A 20978-nucleotide genomic window follows, 5' to 3' on the forward strand; every position below is an offset into this window, starting at 1 on the left:
ATTTAAAAGATGCAGAAAATATTTTAAATAAAATATTAAAAGATAGTACCAAAAATAAAATGGACACAATAAGATATTATGCACTAGTAGAGCTTGCAAATTTAAATTTATATCGGGATGAAAGAGAAAAAACTAAAAAATATCTTTTAAAGAGTGTAGAGCTAGTAAAGAGAAATAAAAATTTAAAGAGATATTTATCATTTTTATATGAATATTTAGTTTATATAGCAGTAATAGAAAGAGATATAGAGGAAATAATTAAATATAAAAATATAATGTTAGATTTAGATAAAGGAAAAGAATATAAGATTTTATATGGGTTATATTATTATGCACTTGGAGATTATCAAAACTTTAAAGAAGAAATAGAAAAAGTAAACTTTAGAGAATATAGTTTTATAAAGGATAATATATATTCATATTTTGAATTACATGCTTTAATATTAGTTTCATTAGAAACAGAAGAGGAAGTAATTGAAGAAATAAAAAGAGTTGAAGTCATGCTCAAAAATGGTTTTGATGAAAAGGGCTATAATAATAAGATGATGGAATTAGTTCTTATTTTAAATGAGCTAAGATACGAAGAACTTTCAGAAAAAATGTTTAGAGAATTAGAAAAGAAAATGAATTTAGCAACACTTGAAGAAAAAACATACATTAAAGTAATAAATAAATTTAAAGCAAATTCAACAAATTATATAATAAACAGAAGTTTAAGGCTTTTAAATAATCTTAAAGAAGGTATGGAAAAGATAGATATGTATTATATGATAGCTGAAAACTATGAGAAAAATAGTGTATATAATTTAGCTTTTGAAAATTATTATGAGGGATTAATCTTACTTTCAAATTATATTAGAAAAGAAAGACTTAAAGATAGAAGAAAAATTTTATCTTGTAATAGATTTTATATGCTTTTAGAAAGATTTTTATATTGTGCAAATGAAAAGTTAGGAATAGGAATTCAAATAAGTACATTTATGAAAACTGATTTAGAAATAGAAAACTTTTTAGAGCAAATGAAAGTAAGTAAAATGATGAAAAATGATAATTTTAAAAAGATTATTATGGATAAGTATGAGAATATTTATTTGAATAATTTTGAGAATACAGAAGTTGTTTTGAAAAATTTCAAAGAAGATGTAGTTCATAATATAGAAAGTATGATGAAATATATAGTTAGAAGCACTTTAGCAACATCAGCAATATTAACTTTGAAAAATGGTGATAAGGTAGAAATTATATATACGTATAGAATAAATAAAAAAGAAGCAAGCAAACGGATTTTAAATAAAAAAATAAATATAGAGTTTTTTATTGTAAATAATGAAGATATAACAGGAAATGAAATATATAATGAAATAATTCCAGAAAATATAAAATCTTGTCTTTATAAAAGACTTGATAGAAAGTATGGCGAGGGAACTTCATATAAAAATATTGAAGGTGAACTTATACTTATGTCAGATAAGCTTATAAACAATATAAATAAGGAAGCTTATGAAAATATAAAAGAGTTTGAAACAACATTATTATTTCTATTAGACCAATATAAAATGACAGTATCATCAACAAGAGATAAGCTTACAGGAGCATTCAATAGAGGATATTTTGAAAAAACAATGGATAATATTATACGTGATTTTAACTATGAAGAAAAAATATTTTCACTTATAATTTTTGATATTGATAATTTTAAGGGAATAAATGATAAATTTGGACATCAAACTGGAGATATGGTACTAGAAAAAATATCAGAATTGGTTAAGGAATCAATCGAAAAGAAAGATATTTTTTCAAGATATGGTGGAGAAGAGTTTGTTGTTATATGTCCTGGAGAAGAGGAAGAAGAAACCTTTAAAAAGGCTGAGATTATAAGAAAGAAAATTGAAGATGAAAATATATTAAGAGGTAGACGGGAAGTTACAATAAGTCTTGGAATTTCGACTTATCCAAAACACTCAAAGAAAAAAGAAGAGTTAATTCAAAAAGCTGATCAAGCCCTATATGCAGCAAAAAGAGGAACTAAAAATGTAGTTAAAATTTGGAATGAAAGCTTTGATGTTAGAAGTGAAAGTACAGATAAGCTTGCAGGATTAATAACGGGAGCAGCAAATGTAGATAATGAAAGAATTGCATCAATTGTTGAGATGATAGATGTAATCAAGAGTGATATGAGAAGAGAGTTTAAGCTTTATAAGATACTAAGAAGAATACTTAAAAATACAAATAGTAAGGATTGCTTAGTATTTAAAGCTGATAGAGGAAAAGTAAAATGTGAAATGAAAATAACAGAAAACAAGGAAGGGTGGAAAGAAGAAATACCATTTAATAAAAAGCTTGTAAATCAGGTTATAAATGAAGGTAAAGGAATGTATGATATTGATTGGGAAGAGGTTAGAAAGGAATTAAATTCAACTTCTAAATTAAATTCAGTATGTATAGTTCCACTAGTTAATAAAGATAAGGTAACAGGGTGCCTTTATTTATCAGTACCAATAAAGAAAAAAGAATTTGATTTTAAAGATTATAGTTATATAAATACCTTAGGAAATATTTTATCAATTTTATTTTAAAATGTTCCCAAAAGTCCTATCTTAGACATATCTTAAAAGTAAGAGGTTGACTTAGGAGGAGATTTTGTGAATAATGAAGTATGGGCATTAAAAAATAATTTAGGTAAAATAATAGTAAATGTGTTTTTAGAAGAAGATATTACAGAAAGCATGGGAGATGCAAAAGTAAATTTATATAGGATAAATGGAATATCACCACAGCTTGAAGTATCTAAAATAACAGGTCCAGATGGAGTTGTTATTTTTGAAAACTTAGTTCCAGGAAATTATAGAGTGATTCAAATAATAGATAAAGAGATGTATGAGAAGCCTGTATATAAGCCATGGAATGAAGTTAATATATCAAACTATAATAAAGAAAGTATTGTTAATATAAGAAATAAAAAAAAGAGAGAAGATTAGAATACTTATAAAAGCTGCCTATTAATTAAAAATAGACAGCTTTATTTAACTTGAAAGGATGATTTTATGAAATTAAGAATTAAATATTTTGAAGAGGCAAAAAGATTAGAAAAAATAGCTAAAGGAAACTGGATTGATGTTTATGCAAATAAGGATATGGTTCTAAAAGAAGGGGAAAGATATATGATTCCCTTAGGATTTGCACTAGAACTTCCTGAAAATTGGGAAGGGCATTTAGCACCAAGAAGCTCAACATTTAAAACATGGGGAATAATCCAAACAAATGGTATTGGAATAGTAGATGATACATATATAGGAGACAATGACCAGTGGCATATGCCAGTATTTCTTCTTCAAGGAAAGGAAGAGAGAGATGGAGAAAAGATAACAGTTATAAAAAAGGGTGATAAAGTAGCTCAATTTAGAATAATGGAAGTAATGCCAACAATCCAATTTGAAGAAGTGGAAAGCTTTGGAAATGAGGATAGAGGGGGATTTGGTTCAACAGGAAGTAAGTAAAAAAATGCAAAGCCTAAAATAAAAGGCTTTGCATTTTTTTTAAAGTTCACTTAAAAGCTCACTTAATTCTTCCCATTCTTCATAAAGAAGTTCAATTTTTTTAGCTGTAGCTTTTATATTTTCATTTACTTTAAGAGCTTTTTCAGGATTTGAATAAACCTCTTCTAAACAAAGATCATTATTAAGCTTTTCTAAAAGTTCTTCTGTATCTGAAATTTCTCCTTCAATTTCTCTAAAACGAAGTTTCTTAATTCTAACTTCTTTTTGAGCAAGCTTAACTTTCTTTTCTTCAGCCTTTGCTTTTGTTTTAGTAGTTTCATTTTCAGGAGTTTCTATAGCTTGGAATCTTGTTGGCTTTTCTTTCTTTTGAATATAGTAGCTGTAATCACCTAAATATTCTTTTACACCATCTTCTTCAAGTTCAATAATCTTAGTTATTATCTTGTTTAAGAAGTATCTATCATGGGAGATTATAAGCATACTTCCATCATACTCTAAAATAGCATTTTCTAAGGCTTCACGAGAGATAATATCTAAATGGTTAGTAGGTTCGTCTAAAAGCAAGAAGTTTGCTTTAGATAGCATAAGCTTTAGAAGATTTATTCTACAACGCTCACCACCACTTAAAGTTTTTATTTCTTTAAAAACATCATCTCCAGTAAAAAGAAATGAACCAAGAAGAGTTCTTATTTTAGTTGTTGTTAAATGAGGAAAAGAGTCCCATATTTCATCTAAAATAGTCTTATCTAAATCTAAATCAGATTGTTCTTGGTCATAATAGCCTATTTCAACATTAGCCCCAAGCTTTATAAGACCTTTATCTTCCTTGATTTTACCCATAATCATTTTTAAAAGAGTTGTTTTTCCGCGTCCATTAGCTCCGATTAAAGCAAGCTTTTCTCCACGCTTTAAATCAAAAGATACGTCTTTAAATAATTTTAAATCATCAAAGGATTTTGAAAGATTTTCAATGTGAAGTACATCATATCCACTACTTGTAGAGGATTCAAAGTTAATTTTAGATGGACCTCTATCTTTATCAGGTGCATCTAAACGCTTTATTTTATCTAATGCCTTTTCACGACTTTCAGCTTTTCTAACACTTTTTTCCCTGTTAAAAGATCTAAACTTTTCAATTATAGCTTCTTGTCTTTTAATTTCTGCTTGTTGAAGATTAAAAGCTTTTAATTTATTTTCATAATCTTTCTTTTGTAAATCTAAGGATTTAGTATAGGGTGCATTATAACAGTTAACATGACCATTTATAACTTGGAATGTTCTGTTAGTAACAGTATCTAAGAAAAATCTATCATGGGAAATTACAAGAAGTGTTCCTTTATAAGATTTTAAAAATTCTTCAAGCCATTCAATAGCTTCTAAGTCTAAATGGTTAGTAGGCTCATCTAATAAAATTACATCAGGTGATTGAAGTAAAAGCTTACATAAAGAAAGACGAGTCTTTTGACCACCACTTAAAGACGAAGCAGGCGTATCGAAATCATTATCTAAAAATCCAAGTCCCTTTAAGACACGGTGAATCTCTCCTTTATAAGTATAACCACCCTTATGAGAATATAAGTCTTGAAGAGTTGTATACTTTTTAATTAAATCCTCATGATAAGCTTTTTGGCTATCATCATAAGGTTCATTCATTTTAATTTCTAAATCTTTAAGACGTGCTTCTATATTTAAAAGTTCAGAAAAAACTGATTCGGCTTCTGCATAAACTGTAGTTTCTGATGTTAGATCTAGATGCTGAGAAAGATAACCAAGTGTCTTTTTCTTATCTAAAAATATTTCACCATCATCATAAGAAAGCTCTTTAGCTAAGATTTTAAAAAGAGTTGACTTACCCTCACCATTAGGTCCTATAAGACCAACTTTATCTCCCTCATTAATGCTAAAATTAACATCTTTTAAAACTTCATCTATTCCATAACTTTTTTTTATATTTTTACAACTTAAAACTATCATGTATAGTTACCTTCCTTTATACAATAATATATATATTATACTATGTAAGCTAAGGTATATCAATTTTACATAATTAATCTTTGAAATTAAAAAAAGTAATGTTAAAATAAAAAGAGAAGATATACGGAAAAGGAGAGTTTATGGGAACTTTAATTAGTAGAAACAAACGAGAGAAAGAAAAAAACATTCATAATGCAGCTTATGAACTCTTTATAGAGGTTGGATTTGAAAATACAACAGTTGACCAAATAGCAAAAAAGGCAGGGGTTGCAAAAGGAACCTTCTATCTTTACTTTAAGGATAAGCATGATTTATTAAATAAAATTGTTTTAAAGAAAAGTCATGGACTTGCAAAAGAAGCTTTAGAAAAAACAAGAGAAGAGAAGATAGAAGTATTTGAAGAATCTATTCTTTTTTTCACAAACTATGTAATAGAGTACTTTAAAGAAAATCAAATAATGCTAAAGGTTATAAAAAAGAACTTTGTAGATGGATTATATAAAGAAGTAGATGAAAATGATGAAGAAATAAGAAAAATCTTAGAAATATTCATAGAAAAACTAAAAGCTAGAGGTTATACAGAAAAAGAAGGCAAACTTATAATCTATATGATTGTAGAGCTTGTAGGAAGCGTAGCGTATAATGCAATAATTTTAAAAAAGCCATGTGATATAGATGAAATAAAGCCAATGCTTTTTAAGAGTATAAGAGGAATTGTTAAAAATGAAGAATTAAAAATTAATAATTAGAGTAGAATCTAGATGGATCTTTAGGATCAAAAAAATAGTAGCTTTCAAAATAATTGAAGCTACTATTTTTCTTTTTAAATTCTAAATTAAAATAACTATCTATCCTTAAGAAGAATATATCCAAGGCTTGGTTTTCCATTTAATAATCCAATAATATATAATGTATAGTTTTCATTTTTAGAAAGAGCAATTTTAGGAATTCTTTTTCTTAACCCATTAAAGGATGTGCTTGATAAGAAAAAGGTATAAGTTTTTGCTGTTAAAGGGTAATATGAAGTTCTTTCTAAAAATTCTACATCTTTAAAAAGATGTTTGTTTTGCCAAAGACTTAAGTTAAGTAAGTGTGCATTTGGTGATAAATTTATAAATCTTAAATTACCTGTATCAGGACTAACGGCTTTAAAATTATCTTTTAAGTTTAAAACATGCACTAAGCCATTTTGGGAGCATATTGAAATTGTTGCTATCATTGTAGGAATTGCTTCAAGCTTATAAGAGAAAATTGGTTTATTATTGTTTGAACTTTTAAAAATTTCAATATTATAAGTTCCAGGCTGAAGTGTTAAGTAATTAGATGCCATACTAAATTTAAGATTGCTAACTAAAAGTTTTCCATTTGCAAAAATATTTATATCACTAATATCAGTTGAAGCATGTAATAGACGAATTGATGCATTAAGCTTTGGCAAAGTGTTTAGTCTATCAAACATCATTTAAATCACCCATTTCCTTTGCTCCATAAAAGTTTGGGATGTTTTGCCCTGGCTTTGGAAACCAATTGTTTGAATTATTAGGATTATTATTAGAGCATTGTCTTATAGTAGCGTTTATAACTTGCATAATAATCTGTTTAGAAACTGGGAATGGAACTCTATAAGCCTGAAATATATTCATGATTCTAGGATTAGAATTTAGAATATTATTGAATATAATATTAGGGTTACATTTGTTTGGATACCTACTTTCTAAAGCATAGCCTTCTTCGAAATCTTTATTAAGTTCTAAAACTTCTTCATCAACATCTAGGTCTAATTCACGTAAGATATCACTACTTAAAGGTGTAGTAATTAAATTTTCAAATGAGAATTCAGAAGGAGCATCATTATATGATTTTAAATCACCTCTTAAGACCTCAGGGTCTGATTCATAAAGGGCTATTAAATCTTTAAGTTCTTCTTCCTTATTTTCGATATTAGCATTGATTAGTGTCTCTCTAAAATCAAATTTAAGTGGATTAGTAGAGATAGATGAAGTTCTAAATTCTTCAATAAATTCTTCAGGAATAAAGAAACCATTATTAATTTCTATATTTTCTAAAGGTGCAAATGCTATGTCATCATTAGATGAATTCATAAATTTTAAATCTGGATACATATTAAACCTCCAAAACATACTATAGTATAGATATATGAAAAGAGTATACTATTGTTACTTTTATAATATTCTAAGACTAGAGTTTTTAGAACAAAAACTATATATGTGAATAAGATATATAGTGGAGGGGATACAAATGGGAAAAAATAAAAATACTTTAAGAGAAGAATTTCTAGGAGTAGAAAGTAAGATACTTTTACCAAATCAAGAATATAAAACTGCTATAAATTTTGATAATGCTGCTACAACACCTCCTTTAAAGAATGTAATGAGCATAGTTACAGAATTAATAGAAAGTTATGGTTCCATAGGAAGAGGAACAGGACAAAAGCAAGCTATTTCAACAGAGAATTATGAAAAATGTAGAGAATATATATTATCATTTTTTAATGTTCCAAGTAAAAAGGATTATACAGCTATTTTTGTGAATAATACTACAGATGGAATAAATAGAATAGCAAATACGCTATTATGTGAAAGAGGGATAGTTTTAAGTACAAGAATGGAGCACCACTCAAATGATTTACCTTGGAGAAAAAATGCATTTGTAGATTATATAGAAGTAGATAGTTTAGGAAGATTAGATTATAGCTCTTTAAATGAAAAGTTAGAAAAGTATAAGGGAAAATTTAAATTTTTAACTGTAACAGGTGCATCAAATGTAACAGGGTATGTGAATGACATTCATAGGATTGCAAAGCTTGTTCATAAAGCAGGAGGAAAAATCGTAGTAGATGGAGCTCAATTAGTTCCTCATATGAAGATTAATATGAAGGGCTTTGAAGAAGATGATTATATAGACTTTTTAGTTTTTTCAGGACATAAAATTTATGCACCTTTTGGAAGTGGAGTAGTTATAGGACCAAAAGATGATTTTAATAAGAGTTGTCCTGATAAACAAGGTGGTGGAATAGTAGAGCTTGTTAAGGACTGGGACATTAAATATTTAGAAACACCAGAAAGAAATGAAGCAGGAACACCTAATTATTTTGGTGTAGTTTCTTTAGTGGCAGCATTAAAGGAAATTGATAAAATTGGATATGATAGGCTTTTAAGCCATGAAAAAGAATTGTTTAATTATTTAAACTATTCTTTAAGTAATTTTAAAAATATAAAAATATATGGTGATACTGTAAATACAAGAGATAAGCTAGGAATATGTGTTTTTAATTTAGATGGAATATATCATATGGAACTTGCAAAATTTTTATCAAGGACAAGAGGAATAGCAGCAAGACATGGTTGGTTTTGTGCTCATCCATATTGTAGAAGGCTTATGAATTTAAGTGAAGATGAAGTTTGTAAATTCTTATATGATGAAAATGAAAAAATGCCGGGAATGCTTAGAATTAGTTTAGGACCATATAATACAAGAGAAGAAGTAGATATTTTACTAGAAGGCTTAGAGGAAGTATCTAAGAAAAAATAAAAGCGAAGGAAAACCTTCGCTTTTATATTGTAAATGCCTTAAATTTAGGCAGAGAATTTTCAAATATTAATTCTGGTGAGCCTCCGATTAAAGGAGTAAAATATTCAAAGGCTTCAGTAGTTAAATTATTCTTTTCAGAAGTTACCCACGACTCTGGAAGATATTTAACGTTATTGGCTACTTTTGAAGCTTTTACTGGAGAAAACTTTGTTTTGTATGGCGTATTAGAAGTTCTTTCTATAGAAACCATAACACCATTTAAGTTTTCTTTAGCATATTTTAATCCTTCATATCCTGCAAGATAAGCTTCTTCAATATCAATTTTTGCAGAGCAGTGCATTGCACAACGTTGAAGAATTCCAAGTTCTAATGCCTTTACCCTTTTTGTAATACCAGCGTCTAAAAGCATATGTCTTAAAACTTCAGATGCACCACCAAGTTGTGCATGTCCAAAAGAATCGTCAGAGGAAACATTTAATTCAGAAATGAATCTTCCGTTCTCATCTTTAATTCCTTCAGAAACTACAATAAATACTTTATTGTTTTCTTCAAATCTTTTTCTAACATCTTGAAGAAACTTTAATTTATCAAAAGCTACTTCAGGAACATAAATAAAATCAGCAACAGGTTTATTATCTACTCTAGCTAAAGTAGCTGAAGCTGCAAGCCATCCTGTATCACGTCCCATAGTTTCAAGTATGAATATACCGTTATTAGTATATACAGAAGCGTCTAAATAACACTCTAAAGTTGTAGTGCAGATAAATTTAGCAGCACTTCCAAAGCCAGGAGTATGGTCTGTATACATTAAATCATTATCTATAGTTTTAGGAATACCTATAAAATTTATATCTAAATTATTTTCTTCTCCATATTTAGAAAGCTTTGAAACAGTATCCATAGAGTCATTTCCACCTACATAGAAAAATGTAGTTATATCCAATTCTCTTAAAATAGAAATTAATTTTTCATATTCGTTAGAACAATCCTCTATATTTTTTAATTTATATCTGCATGAACCAAGTCCTGAAGATGGTGTGTATTGAAATAATTTTAAATCCTCATCAGAAAGCTCTGAAAGATTTGCAATGTTTTTATTTAAAATTCCTTCAATACCATTTAAGCCACCATAAACATTTTGGAAAAGCTTAAGTTCCTCATTTGCTTTTATTAAACCTACAACACTTGAATTTATAACTGAAGTTGGACCACCTGATTGGGCGATAATACAATTTGACATAATAATCTCCTTTAGTAAACATAATTAATCTTATATAAAGTACACTAATTAATATTTAACATACTCTATTTAATAATATACAACATTATTAATAGAAAGAAAAGAGAAAAGACGAAAAAAATGTAAAAAGTAATGTAAAAAGTGTACATTAAAGAAGTTAAAGAAATAAAAAAGAGATTATATTTTCATAATATTAATGAGGTAAGCTATTTAAAAAAGAGAAGAAAAGTGGTAATATTTTATTAAGTAAAGTAGGAAGTGGAGAAGGCTATGGATATTAATGAGATTTTAAAGATTAATGATTTAAAGGTAACTAAAGGAAGAAGTGAAATATTAGAGATATTTTCTTTAGATAAAGAAAAAAGTATAAGTGCAGAAGAAATTTTTAATATTTTAAAAGAAAGAGGCAAAAATGTAAATTTAAGTACTGTATATAGAACTATCGATATATTTTTAGATAAAAGCATTTTAGATAAATTTATTTTAGAAACAGGAGTAGGTGTATATAAGTTACATAAAAAAACTCATAAGCATGTACTAGAATGTGATGTATGTCATAAAGAAGTAGAACTTCCATGTCCATTAAAGCAAATAGAAGAAATAGTAAAAGAAAAAACCGGATTTACATTAACAGAACACAGTTTAAAAATGAAGGGTGTTTGCGATAATTGCAAAAAATAGGAATGGGAAAAATCCCATTCCTATTTTTTTAGAAATCTTTTAAATATTAAAACTATAAGAAGTGTTATAACAGATACTAATGCAATAGAACCACCTGGCGCGCTATCTATATAGTATGAAGTAATAAGACCTACCATTATATCAATAAATCCAAAGACTATAGAAAATATAAGGGTTTTCTTAAAGCTTTGTCTAAGCTGCATAGCTGTTGCTACAGGAACTACAATAATTGAAGAGATAACTAAAATCCCCATAATTCTAATTGACATAGAAATAGTAGCACTTATAACAATTGTGAAAAGGTAATTTATAAGCTTTACATTTATTTTAGAAACTTTAGCTCCTTCTTCATCAAAGGTTATATAAAGTAATTTATTGAAAATAAAGAACATTATAATTAAAGAAACTATTCCTGTACCTAAAATAAGTAATATATCATTTTTAGTAACAGTTAAAATACTACCAAATAAAAATGAGTTTACACTTGCAGAAGCTTTTCCACTACTAATTAAAATAATTGCAATTCCAAGACTTAAGGTTAAAACTATGGACATTACAAGTTCTGCATACTTTTTATAATAGCCTCTTAAAAATTCAATTACAATTGCACAAAGTGTAGTAAATAAAAAAGTTGTAATTAAAGGGTTTACTCCAATAACTAAACCAATTGCAACACCTGCAAAAGATGAATGGGATAAGGTATCCCCAATCATTGAGTGACGTCTTAAAACTAAAAACAATCCTATAAAAGGACATAAAATAGAAATAATAGACCCTGCAATAAAGGCATTTTTCATAAATTCTAATTCAAACATAAATTATGCCTCCCTTTCTAGAGGATTAATATCATCTTCTCTTTTTAAAAGAAAATCCTCTTTAGAATAAAGGGTTGGAACACCTTCAATAACCTGAATTATATGTGTTGAATATCTTAAAGCAATGTCTATGTTATGTTCAACAGATAAAATTGTTTTAGAATCTTTTTTATTTAAATCTCTTAAAATAGAATAAATAATTTCTACGTTTTTACTGTCAACACCTGTTGAAGGCTCATCTAAAACTATGAGTTCAGGATTTCCAATTAAAGCTCTAGCTATAAAAACACGTTGTTGTTGTCCACCAGAGAGACTACCGATTAATCTATCCTTAAATTTAAGCAAGTCAACTGTACGTAAAACTTTATTTATAATAGAAAAATCCTTAATCTTAAGAATTTTACAATGATTTTTTAAAACTTCATAAACTGAAATAGGAAATTCAGAATTAAAACCATCTATCTTTTGTGGCACATAGCCTATAGTATTTGCATTTATACTTATACTTCCCTTAGTTGGATTAAGAAGAGAAAGCATTAGTTTAAGTAATGTACTTTTACAACTTCCATTTTCACCAATAATAGAAACATAAGAACCTTTTTCTATAGATAAAGAAACGTTATTTATAATAAAAGGTTCTTTTCCTGTATATGAAAATGAAAGGTTATTTATATTAATCAAAAAATCAACTCCTAAAAAACATTTCCAAACCATTATAAACATAAATGCAAATTATTTGCAAGAAATAATAAATTATTTTAAATTTTTTAAGTACTCTAGTTTCCAAGTAGAATCATCTTTTGTTAAACAAACTTCTAAATAATTAAATGTGTTGCTTGAATCTACTCCAGATACTTTATAAATAGATTTGTCTATTTGTGAAAAGACAAGCTCAGAATTATCAATTCTAGAAAGTTCAGGAACTGCACCGTCTAAAAGGTAATGTTCAAGAGCGGATTTAGAAGAAGATAATTTATTATTCTTATTTAAAGTATTAAAAACTATAAATAAAGAAGCTGTTAAAAATATTATAAAGAAAAGAAAAAGGAGTCTTCTTCTTTTAGCCTTTTTTAAACGAGCTTTTTCCTTTCTAGTTTTTAAAATGTTTTCATTGTTTGAAAGATTTAAATTTGATACCATAATAAAATTATTCCCCCTTAGATTAAATTTTATAATAAAATATTACCATATATTTCCAATAAGTAAAGAATATTTAATAGATTTTAGAATAAAATAATAGGTAGAGTTGATATTTTAATAGGTTTAACATTATAATGAAAGAAATAAACATAATAGAAAAGAAAAAAAGGAGATATAATATATGGATTTTTCAAGTTTAGTTTTAATGGAAAAAGATAAAGAAACAGGATTTATAACAAAAGAATTAGGAAGCTTTAATGTAAGTGAGGGGGCTCTTTTTGTTAAAAGATTTTTTGTAGATGATAACATTGTAACTTTAAAGTTTGATACAAATAAAGATGTAGAAGAGTGGGAATTCTCAGCAATTTTTGATTTATTTGATGTAGAAAGCTTTAAAGCTAAAGGATATGCAGTAGTAGAAGATTTAGAAGAGTTTAATCCAACATTTATAGTTACATTCCCATATGATGAAGAATATTCTGTAATGAGTGAAAAGGTAACTGAAGTTATTGAATTAATAAATAATGGAATGGAAAAAGTTTTTGAAGATATAAGAGATAAGGAAAGAGAATATACTGAAGAGTAGAAATCTTTACAGTTGAAAGACCGTTTTAAATACGGTCTTTTAACCTATATTAATGAAGGAGTGATAAAAATGGAACTTAAAAAAAGAGAAGATATTTTAGAAAAAGATAAGTGGAGATTAGATAAGGTTTATAAAAACTTAGAAGAGTTTGAAAAGGAATTTACTGAAGTAAAAGAAAAGGCTGAAAATTTAAAAGCATATGTAGGTAAACTTGGAGATGCAAAAACTCTTATAGAATATTTAAAGCTTGATGAAGAAGTTTCAAGAAAAGCTGAAAAGCTTTATGTGTATGCTCATATGAAAAGTGATGAAGATACATCAAACAATAAAAATCAAGGTGTGAAAAATAAGATAGATAGCTATATGGCAGAGCTTTCAAGCTATGGAGCATTCTTTGTACCAGAAATATTAGAGCTTGGTGAAGAGGCTATATTTAAGATGATAGAAGAAAATGAAGAGTTAAAAATATATGACTTTATGTTTAAGGATATTTTAAAAGGAAAAGAACATACTTTATCTAAAGAACTTGAGGAAATGTTAGCTGGTGTTTCAGATTGTTTAAATGCGCCAGACAATATACAAGGAATTTTAACTAATGCAGATATGACTTTTGATGTTATAAAAAATGAAAAAGGTGAGGAAGTTAGATTAACTGAAGGAAACTATTCATCATTTATAAAATCAAAGGACAGAGAAGTAAGAAAACAGGCATTTAAAGCTTTATTTAAGGAATATAAAAAGCTTCAAAATACTTTAGGAACAACTCTTACATCATCTCTTAAAAACTTTAACTTTGTAGCTAGAAAAAGAAATTATAAAAGCTCAATAGAAGCAGCTTTAAAGCCTAATAATATTCCAGTTAAAGTTTATGAAGAAGCTATAGAAACAGTAAATAAGCATCTTTCATCTCTTCATAGATATGTTTCTTTGAAGAAAAGACTTTTAGGACTTGAAGAAATGCATATGTATGACTTATATGTTCCTGTAATTGAAATAGAAAAAGAGCATATAGAGTTTAATGATGGAGTAGATACTATAGTAAAGGCTTTAGATGTACTTGGAGAAGAGTATATTAATATATTTAAAGAAGGAATAGAATCAGGATGGATAGATAAATATGAGAATAAAGGAAAACGTGGTGGAGCATACTCATGGGGTTCATATGATACAATGCCATATGTTTTATTAAATTATAATTATGATTTAAATGATGTATCTACTTTAGCACATGAAATGGGACACTCAATTCATTCTTATTATTCAAATAAAACACAAGAATATACTTATGCAGGATATACTATCTTCTGTGCAGAAATTGCATCAACAACAAATGAATCTCTTCTAATTAATTATTTAATAAATAAGGAAGAAGATAAAAATAAAAAGTTATATCTTATAAATCAAGAATTAGAGCAAATAAGGACAACTGTGTTTAGACAACTTATGTTTGCAGAGTTTGAATATTACACTCATAAAATGATAGATGAAGGATATCCTTTAACAACAGAAGAGTATTCTAAAAAGTGGCATGAGTTAAATGCAAATTATTTTGGTAAAGATATGATAGTTGATGAAGAAATTGATATAGAATGGGCAAGAATTCCTCATTTCTATTCAGACTTCTATGTATATCAATATGCAACAGGATATGCAGCGGCATCAGCATTTTCAAGTTCAATATTAAATAAAGAAGAGGATGCAGTTTTAAAATACAAAAACTTCTTAAAAAGTGGTGGTTCAGATTATCCAATTGAAATATTAAAAAAATCAGGTGTGGATATGACTACATCAAAGCCTCTTGAGAAAACTATTGAAAGATTTAATGAATTATTAGATATGTTAGAAAAAGAGATATAAGAAAGAAACTATTGGAAAAAGCCGTAAAAAAATATATAATTAGTAGTAACGTTAAAATGAGGGGGAAAAGTAATGGATAAGTTAAACAAAAGACTTACATATGGATTTTACATTCTTTTAGTGCTTACTGCTATATATGATTTTTATGCAAGATCAGGAGAAAAGCTTGGGAGAATTTTATTAATCGCTGGAACAATATTTTTAATAAGCATTATATATCCAAAAAGCTTTTTAAAAAAATCAAGTGTGATTTATAAGGTTGCATTAGGGTTTATATTTATATCAATGTACTTAGCTAATGTATGGAATTTCTATGGAATAGAATACTATGATAAATTCTTACATTTACTTTCAGGAGTAATACTTGGATTTGTAGCATTAGCGTTTTATATGTATATGTTTGATATAAAAGAGAAAAAGGATATAAATTGTACTAAGTTAATAATATTTACAATAATGTTTTTAGTATCAGTTGCAGGCATATGGGAGATATGGGAGTTTACAACAGACTCTTTATTTAATCTAACTGCACAAAATGGATTAACTGATACAATGTGGGATATAATACTTGGAACATTAGGTGGAGTTGTAGTTTTAGTACCAATTCTTTTATTTGCTAAAGGCAAAAAAATAAAATTAATTGAAGAATTTATAGAAAATGTTTAGGGATGCAAAATTTTGCATCCCTTTTAATATTAGAAGAAAAGAAAATAATTTTGAAGAATGTCTGTGGAAGGAGAGCGAAGAGAGAGTTTTAATAGATAAGCTTTTATTTTGCCTATATCTTTAGTAAGAAATAGTTTATTTAAATAATTTCTCTCTGTAGATTTTAAATCTAAAAATTCTTCTATAAATAAATTAAAGGCATTTATAGAGTTTTTCTTTTCTAAAAAGGTTAAGGAATTTAAAAAGGTATAAAAATCTAAAAAGGAATTGTTGAAAAAAATATGATGTCCTTTTTTATAAATTTCTTCAGAATATTCTAAAAGAAAATATTTATAACGGTTAAATTCTTTATTTAAATTATCTATATCTCTATTATTTAAAATTAAATTTGTAGCTTTAAAGGCAGAAAAATCTTTATCTTTAACTTCAAGCATAATATCAAAATTATGAGAAGAGGTTAAATGAAGATAATCCTCTAAGACAGATATATCTATAGTATCAGAGTGAGAGCCTATCCTTTTATTTAAAGCTTGCTGACTATAATGAACCTTTGGAATTCCATCAGAAGGAGTCCAAGTGTTAAAAGCTAAATTGAAATCATTAAGGGAAGGCTCACTACCTTCTTTGCATAGAAAGTGTAAGTTATCTAAGACTACAGGGAGATTAGTTTTATCAGAAATATTCAAGACATCATATAAAGAATAATTTTTTTCATCATTTTCAATAATTAATCTATCAATAATCTTTTTATCTAAATCCTTGCAAGTTGAAATAAATCTTTTGATGGCAACATCTTTTTCACCATATACTCCTCCAATATGCAGAATAAGTTTATTTTTCTTATCAATTCCTAAAGAATCAAGAAAATTACAATGATAAGTTAAATCAGCGATTGATTTTTCTAAGATTGTTTTGTCAGGTGTGTTTAAAACTGTATATTGACCTGGGTGCATAGAAAGTCTTATATTATTTTCTTTAGCAAAATTTCCAATAGATAAAAGTTTTTCTTTAAAAACATCCATCCAAGGAAAATCATTAATGCTATGGCTTGCAAAGGGAATGATATCTGAGCTTATTCTAAACATATTAATATTATTATCTTTATTATATTTTAAAATTTGGAGTAAATCAGAAAGATTGCCATCAATACAAGCTTTAAGGCTTTCTTCAGAGTAATTTTTAAGAATAAATTTTCTAGTGGTTTTGTATTTAGTTCCAAGTGGAATACATGCATATCCAAAATTCATAAAAAGCTCCTTTCAAAACGTATAAATATATTATTACACATTCATAGCTATATAATTCTAAAAGGTTAAAAACTGATAAAATGTTAAAAAAGTATAAGAAAAAATATTAAGGTGATAAAATTAAAAGAGAGAAATTATTTTTATGGAAAAAATAATTTAAAAGGTGTATGATATAAATAAATTAGAAAAGAAAAGGGGGAATTACCATGAACGGTAAGGATTATGTACAAAGCGTATTAGAAAAAGTAAAAATGAGAAATGCAGGAGAAACAGAGTTTATTGATGCAGTAACAGAAGTGTTAAATTCATTAGCACCTGTATTCGATAAAAATCCTAAATTTTTTGAAGAAGGACTTTTAGAAAGAATAGTAGAGCCGGAAAGACAAATAATGTTTAGAGTACCTTGGGTTGATGACAGTGGTAAAGTAAATGTAAACAGAGGATTCAGAATGCAGTTTAACAGTGCAATAGGTCCATACAAAGGAGGACTTAGATTCCATCCAACAGTTAATGCAAGTATTGTAAAATTCTTAGGATTTGAGCAAATATTCAAAAACTCATTAACAGGACTTCCAATCGGTGGAGGAAAAGGTGGATCTGATTTTGATCCTAAAGGAAAGTCAGATAGAGAAGTAATGAGATTCTGTCAAAGCTTTATGGCTGAATTATGCAAACATATTGGAAGTGATTTAGATGTACCAGCAGGAGATATTGGTGTTGGTGGAAGAGAAATCGGATATATGTATGGATACTACAAAAAGTTAAGAAATTTAAATACACCAGGTGTTTTAACAGGAAAAGGCTTAACTTATGGTGGAAGCTTAACTAGAACAGAAGCAACAGGATATGGATTAGTTTATTTCACAGAGGAAATGCTAAAAGATAATGGAACAAGCTTCTTAGGAAAAACAGTTGTAATTTCAGGTTCAGGAAATGTTGCAATTTATGCAACTCAAAAAGCAACTGAACTTGGAGCTAAAGTTGTTGCACTAAGTGATTCTAACGGATACATCTATGATGAAAATGGAATTAACTTAGAAGTTATTAAAGAAATTAAAGAAGTTAAAAGAGGAAGAATTAAAGAATATTTAGATACAGTTCCTACAGCTATTTATATAGAAGGATGCAGAAACATCTGGGATGTAAAATGTGATATAGCTCTTCCATGTGCAACACAAGGTGAGATAAATAAAGATGATGCAGAAAAATTAATTAAAAATGGAACAATCTGTGTATCAGAAGGAGCTAATATGCCATCTACTTTAGAGGCTATAAGCGTATTCTTAGATAATAAAGTAATGTTTGGACCAGCTAAAGCTGCAAATGCAGGAGGGGTTGCATGTTCAGCATTAGAAATGTCACAAAATAGTATGAGACTTGCATGGACTTTTGAAGAGGTTGATGAAAAGTTACAGGATATAATGGTTAATATATACAAAAACTCAAGTGAAGCTGCTAAAGCTTATGGAGTAGAAGGAAATATTGTAGCAGGAGCAAATATTGCAGGATTTATGAAAGTTGCCGAAGCTATGATGGCTCAAGGAATAGTTTAAAATTTTAAAAGTCTAGTATATGTCTATAGCATCATACTAGACTTTTTCTCTTTGTAGATTATAAAGAAAATAGTGGGAAAAAATAAAGTTGTACTAAAAGATGAAACTAGTTAATTAAATAAAAATAAGATAAAAATAAGAATTAGATACTTGATTTTTAACCTATATTGAATTATATTTAAAAGGACGTACATTTATAAATAAAATAGAAAAAATGAATGGGGAAGTAATTTCCATTTGTCATTTAGGAGTGAATTTAATGGGAAACGTTGTTTATGGTGTAACAGCTGTATTTCAGCTACTAGTATTTTTTATAACAATGTATTATTTGATATTAGGAATTTTAGGTTTAGCTAGAAAGAAAGATGTAAAAGACTATACACCAAGGAAAAAGTTTGCAATGATAGTTGCAGCACATAATGAAGATGTTGTAATATCTGGAATTGTTGACAGTATGAAGAAGCTTAATTATCCAAAGGATATGTATGAGGTATTTGTAATTGCAGATAACTGTACAGATAAGACAGCAGAAATTGCTAGAAAACATGGGGCAAATGTATATGAAAGATTTAACAAGGACAAAAGAGGAAAAGGATATGCTTTAGAGTGGATGTTTGAAAAGCTTTTTGACATGGAAAAGAAATTCGATGCTATTTGTATTTTTGATGCAGATAACTTAGTACATGAAGACTTCTTAAAAGAAATGAACTCAAAGATGTCAGAGGGGTATAAAGTTGTACAAGGATATATTGATAGTAAGAATCCAAACGATTCATGGATAAGTGCAGCGTATTCAATAGCATTTTGGTCACAGAATAGAATGTTCCAATTAGCAAGAAGAAACGTTGGATTTTCAAATCAGCTTGGGGGAACAGGATTTGCTATAGATATGAGCATTTTAAAAGAGCTTGGATGGGGAGCTACATGTTTAACAGAAGACTTAGAATTTACATGTAAGCTTGTATCAAATGGTGAGAAAGTTGGATGGGCACATGATGCTAAGATATTTGATGAAAAGCCATTAACTTTAAAACAATCTTGGTCTCAAAGAAAGAGATGGATGCAAGGGTTTGCAGATGTAGCTTCAAGGTACTTCTTTAAGCTAACTAAAAAAGCGATAAAAGAAAGAAAATGGTATATATTTGATTGTGCCTTATACGTAATGCAACCATTTGTTACATTATTATTAGGTATATCAGCAGTATTAACTATTGTTCAAGGAAGTTTACATACATCAGGAGTTTTTACAATAGCAAGTATGTTTAGTGATGTAGGATGGAAAGTGTTTATAGTAGCACAATTTATACTTACTCCATTAGTAATGAGATTAGAGAAGAAAGTATCAAATGGATTCTTTGCAGTGATATTTTTATACTCTCTAAATGTATTTTTAATTCCAATAATTGCGAAAATGATACCATCAATGCATGGATATACAATTGCAGGAATTGGATATAATGTAGTATTCCTATTAGGAACACTTATAATTCTTGGAAAGAAAGATTTTAAGTTATTCTATAGATTTATATTATATGGATTATATACAATATCTTGGATTCCGATTACTATTCAAGGTATTCTTGATAAAAACAAAAAAGAATGGAGTCATACTAAACACGTACGAAATGTTGAAATTTGTGACTTGTAAAAATATTTAAGGTCTGCCTAAAAGGCGGACCTTAAATATTTTTTATAGGTTTTTTTAAAGTGTAATGTATGATAATATATAAATATTATAATTAGGAAGTGATTTGAATTGTTTAATATAGTAGATTATGAAGAAATAATAGATAAGGAAAATGTGGTTTTTGTAGATGTTAGAAGTCCAAAGGAATTTGAAGAGGCAACTATAAAAGATGCAATTAATATACCAGTATTATTAGATAGTGAAAGAGAAGAAGTAGGAACTTTATATGTAAGAAGTAGTGTAGAGGAAGCAAGAAGTCGTGGAATAGAACTTATAAGTAAGAGACTTCCAGAAATTTTTGAAGAATTTCAAAGACTTTATTCAGTAGAAAGAAAAAAAGTTGTTATCTTCTATAGGCTTTATATCCACCCTTAAGTTTATAAACTCTAAGACCTAATGAATATAAAAGAGAATGAATACTACTGCTTCTCATTCCACCTCTAGCACAGAATATAACAACTTTTTTTCTTTCTACTGAATAAA

At 27.6% G+C, this 20978-nt stretch carries 20 protein-coding genes and 1 pseudogene; 12 read left to right on the top strand and 9 right to left on the bottom strand.

What is annotated here, in order from left to right:
* The 3 genes from ACRC28_RS19195 to ACRC28_RS19205 all read left to right on the top strand — a co-directional run.
* Positions 1-2576, top strand: a 2576-nt coding sequence (locus ACRC28_RS19195) for a diguanylate cyclase (protein WP_438545064.1), incomplete at its 5' end; no start/stop codon positions are given.
* A 66-nt stretch (positions 2577-2642) separates the two neighbouring features.
* Positions 2643-2978, top strand: a complete 336-nt coding sequence (locus ACRC28_RS19200; protein ID WP_438545065.1) for a prealbumin-like fold domain-containing protein — start codon at positions 2643-2645, stop codon at positions 2976-2978.
* Between the two features lie 66 nt (positions 2979-3044).
* Entirely contained in the window at positions 3045-3497 is a 453-nt protein-coding gene (locus tag ACRC28_RS19205) for a dUTP diphosphatase (RefSeq protein ID WP_438545066.1), read from the top strand.
* Between the two features lie 39 nt (positions 3498-3536).
* Here ACRC28_RS19205 and abc-f read toward each other — a convergent pair whose 3' ends face one another.
* Entirely contained in the window at positions 3537-5471 is a 1935-nt protein-coding gene (gene abc-f / locus ACRC28_RS19210; RefSeq protein ID WP_438545067.1) for a ribosomal protection-like ABC-F family protein, read from the bottom strand.
* A gap of 140 nt (positions 5472-5611) precedes the next feature.
* Here abc-f and ACRC28_RS19215 point away from each other — a divergent pair, with 140 nt between their 5' ends.
* Complete coding sequence (locus tag ACRC28_RS19215; RefSeq protein ID WP_438545068.1) at positions 5612-6220, top strand: TetR/AcrR family transcriptional regulator; 609 nt, start codon at positions 5612-5614, stop codon at positions 6218-6220.
* Between the two features lie 95 nt (positions 6221-6315).
* On the opposite strand, the gene ACRC28_RS19220 is transcribed toward ACRC28_RS19215, so the two are convergent.
* On the bottom strand, positions 6316-6933 hold the full coding sequence (locus tag ACRC28_RS19220) for a DUF4397 domain-containing protein (RefSeq protein WP_438545069.1): 618 nt from the start codon (positions 6931-6933) through the stop codon (positions 6316-6318).
* On the bottom strand, positions 6923-7594 hold the full coding sequence (locus tag ACRC28_RS19225; RefSeq protein WP_438545070.1) for a hypothetical protein: 672 nt from the start codon (positions 7592-7594) through the stop codon (positions 6923-6925). The genes ACRC28_RS19220 and ACRC28_RS19225 overlap by 11 nt, the downstream gene beginning before the upstream one ends.
* A gap of 136 nt (positions 7595-7730) precedes the next feature.
* On the opposite strand from ACRC28_RS19225, the gene ACRC28_RS19230 reads away from it, so the two are divergent.
* A complete protein-coding gene (locus tag ACRC28_RS19230) occupies positions 7731-9023 on the top strand; it encodes an aminotransferase class V-fold PLP-dependent enzyme (RefSeq protein WP_438545071.1) in 1293 nt (430 codons plus the stop codon).
* Between the two features lie 22 nt (positions 9024-9045).
* On the opposite strand, the gene ACRC28_RS19235 is transcribed toward ACRC28_RS19230, so the two are convergent.
* Positions 9046-10263: a 6-phosphofructokinase gene (locus tag ACRC28_RS19235; protein WP_438545072.1), complete on the bottom strand. Its 1218-nt coding sequence runs from the start codon at positions 10261-10263 to the stop codon at positions 9046-9048.
* 270 nt (positions 10264-10533) lie between these two features.
* Between ACRC28_RS19235 and ACRC28_RS19240 the strand changes: the two genes are divergently transcribed.
* Complete coding sequence (locus ACRC28_RS19240) at positions 10534-10944, top strand: Fur family transcriptional regulator (protein WP_438545073.1); 411 nt, start codon at positions 10534-10536, stop codon at positions 10942-10944.
* Between the two features lie 20 nt (positions 10945-10964).
* Here ACRC28_RS19240 and ACRC28_RS19245 read toward each other — a convergent pair whose 3' ends face one another.
* The 3 genes from ACRC28_RS19245 to ACRC28_RS19255 all read right to left on the bottom strand — a co-directional run bounded on the left by ACRC28_RS19245 (position 10965) and on the right by ACRC28_RS19255 (position 12899).
* The gene (locus tag ACRC28_RS19245; RefSeq protein ID WP_438545074.1) at positions 10965-11759 is read right to left on the bottom strand and encodes a metal ABC transporter permease; all 795 of its coding nucleotides are present in this window, start codon (positions 11757-11759) and stop codon (positions 10965-10967) included.
* 3 nt (positions 11760-11762) lie between these two features.
* Entirely contained in the window at positions 11763-12440 is a 678-nt protein-coding gene (locus ACRC28_RS19250; protein WP_438545075.1) for a metal ABC transporter ATP-binding protein, read from the bottom strand.
* Positions 12441-12512: 72 nt separating this feature from the next.
* Complete coding sequence (locus tag ACRC28_RS19255; RefSeq protein WP_438545076.1) at positions 12513-12899, bottom strand: hypothetical protein; 387 nt, start codon at positions 12897-12899, stop codon at positions 12513-12515.
* Positions 12900-13080: 181 nt separating this feature from the next.
* Between ACRC28_RS19255 and ACRC28_RS19260 the strand changes: the two genes are divergently transcribed.
* The 3 genes from ACRC28_RS19260 to ACRC28_RS19270 all read left to right on the top strand — a co-directional run bounded on the left by ACRC28_RS19260 (position 13081) and on the right by ACRC28_RS19270 (position 16008).
* The gene (locus ACRC28_RS19260; protein ID WP_438545077.1) at positions 13081-13485 is read left to right on the top strand and encodes a DUF6762 family protein; all 405 of its coding nucleotides are present in this window, start codon (positions 13081-13083) and stop codon (positions 13483-13485) included.
* A gap of 69 nt (positions 13486-13554) precedes the next feature.
* Complete coding sequence (pepF, locus tag ACRC28_RS19265) at positions 13555-15342, top strand: oligoendopeptidase F (protein ID WP_438545078.1); 1788 nt, start codon at positions 13555-13557, stop codon at positions 15340-15342.
* A 72-nt stretch (positions 15343-15414) separates the two neighbouring features.
* A complete protein-coding gene (locus tag ACRC28_RS19270; RefSeq protein ID WP_438545079.1) occupies positions 15415-16008 on the top strand; it encodes a hypothetical protein in 594 nt (197 codons plus the stop codon).
* Between the two features lie 29 nt (positions 16009-16037).
* Here the strand turns inward: ACRC28_RS19270 and uvsE are convergent, their stop codons facing one another.
* Positions 16038-17255 (bottom strand): UV DNA damage repair endonuclease UvsE, encoded by a 1218-nt coding sequence (uvsE, locus tag ACRC28_RS19275; RefSeq protein WP_438545080.1) that lies wholly within the window; start codon positions 17253-17255, stop codon positions 16038-16040.
* 206 nt (positions 17256-17461) lie between these two features.
* Here uvsE and gdhA point away from each other — a divergent pair, with 206 nt between their 5' ends.
* The 3 genes from gdhA (at position 17462) to ACRC28_RS19290 (ending at position 20870) form a co-directional block, all read left to right on the top strand.
* The gene (gdhA, locus tag ACRC28_RS19280; protein ID WP_438545081.1) at positions 17462-18808 is read left to right on the top strand and encodes an NADP-specific glutamate dehydrogenase; all 1347 of its coding nucleotides are present in this window, start codon (positions 17462-17464) and stop codon (positions 18806-18808) included.
* 259 nt (positions 18809-19067) lie between these two features.
* On the top strand, positions 19068-20456 hold the full coding sequence (locus ACRC28_RS19285) for a glycosyltransferase family 2 protein (protein ID WP_438545082.1): 1389 nt from the start codon (positions 19068-19070) through the stop codon (positions 20454-20456).
* Between the two features lie 153 nt (positions 20457-20609).
* Positions 20610-20870 carry a rhodanese-like domain-containing protein gene (locus ACRC28_RS19290; RefSeq protein WP_438545083.1) on the top strand — a complete coding sequence of 87 codons (261 nt, stop codon included), beginning with the start codon at positions 20610-20612 and terminating at the stop codon, positions 20868-20870.
* Here ACRC28_RS19290 and ACRC28_RS19295 read toward each other — a convergent pair.
* Positions 20845-20978 (bottom strand): annotated as a pseudogene (locus ACRC28_RS19295) (tRNA 2-selenouridine(34) synthase MnmH); the annotation flags it as partial. The gene ACRC28_RS19290 and the pseudogene ACRC28_RS19295 sit on opposite strands and share 26 nt — an antisense overlap.

Source organism: Clostridium sp., assembly GCF_051650885.1.
Classification (GTDB): domain Bacteria; phylum Bacillota; class Clostridia; order Clostridiales; family Clostridiaceae; genus Clostridium.

What these genes read in the sequence shown, in the direction of transcription:
- uvsE (WP_438545080.1), bottom strand. Translation starts at nt 17,255, where the DNA reads ATGAATTTTGGATATGCATGTATTCCACTTGGAACTAAATACAAAACC.
- gdhA (WP_438545081.1), top strand. Translation starts at nt 17,462, where the DNA reads ATGAACGGTAAGGATTATGTACAAAGCGTATTAGAAAAAGTAAAAATG.
- ACRC28_RS19205 (WP_438545066.1), top strand. Translation starts at nt 3,045, where the DNA reads ATGAAATTAAGAATTAAATATTTTGAAGAGGCAAAAAGATTAGAAAAA.
- ACRC28_RS19260 (WP_438545077.1), top strand. Translation starts at nt 13,081, where the DNA reads ATGGATTTTTCAAGTTTAGTTTTAATGGAAAAAGATAAAGAAACAGGA.
- ACRC28_RS19235 (WP_438545072.1), bottom strand. Translation starts at nt 10,263, where the DNA reads ATGTCAAATTGTATTATCGCCCAATCAGGTGGTCCAACTTCAGTTATA.
- ACRC28_RS19270 (WP_438545079.1), top strand. Translation starts at nt 15,415, where the DNA reads ATGGATAAGTTAAACAAAAGACTTACATATGGATTTTACATTCTTTTA.
- ACRC28_RS19220 (WP_438545069.1), bottom strand. Translation starts at nt 6,933, where the DNA reads ATGATGTTTGATAGACTAAACACTTTGCCAAAGCTTAATGCATCAATT.
- ACRC28_RS19230 (WP_438545071.1), top strand. Translation starts at nt 7,731, where the DNA reads ATGGGAAAAAATAAAAATACTTTAAGAGAAGAATTTCTAGGAGTAGAA.
- ACRC28_RS19240 (WP_438545073.1), top strand. Translation starts at nt 10,534, where the DNA reads ATGGATATTAATGAGATTTTAAAGATTAATGATTTAAAGGTAACTAAA.
- ACRC28_RS19225 (WP_438545070.1), bottom strand. Translation starts at nt 7,594, where the DNA reads ATGTATCCAGATTTAAAATTTATGAATTCATCTAATGATGACATAGCA.
- ACRC28_RS19255 (WP_438545076.1), bottom strand. Translation starts at nt 12,899, where the DNA reads ATGGTATCAAATTTAAATCTTTCAAACAATGAAAACATTTTAAAAACT.
- ACRC28_RS19285 (WP_438545082.1), top strand. Translation starts at nt 19,068, where the DNA reads ATGGGAAACGTTGTTTATGGTGTAACAGCTGTATTTCAGCTACTAGTA.
- ACRC28_RS19245 (WP_438545074.1), bottom strand. Translation starts at nt 11,759, where the DNA reads ATGTTTGAATTAGAATTTATGAAAAATGCCTTTATTGCAGGGTCTATT.
- pepF (WP_438545078.1), top strand. Translation starts at nt 13,555, where the DNA reads ATGGAACTTAAAAAAAGAGAAGATATTTTAGAAAAAGATAAGTGGAGA.
- ACRC28_RS19215 (WP_438545068.1), top strand. Translation starts at nt 5,612, where the DNA reads ATGGGAACTTTAATTAGTAGAAACAAACGAGAGAAAGAAAAAAACATT.
- abc-f (WP_438545067.1), bottom strand. Translation starts at nt 5,471, where the DNA reads ATGATAGTTTTAAGTTGTAAAAATATAAAAAAAAGTTATGGAATAGAT.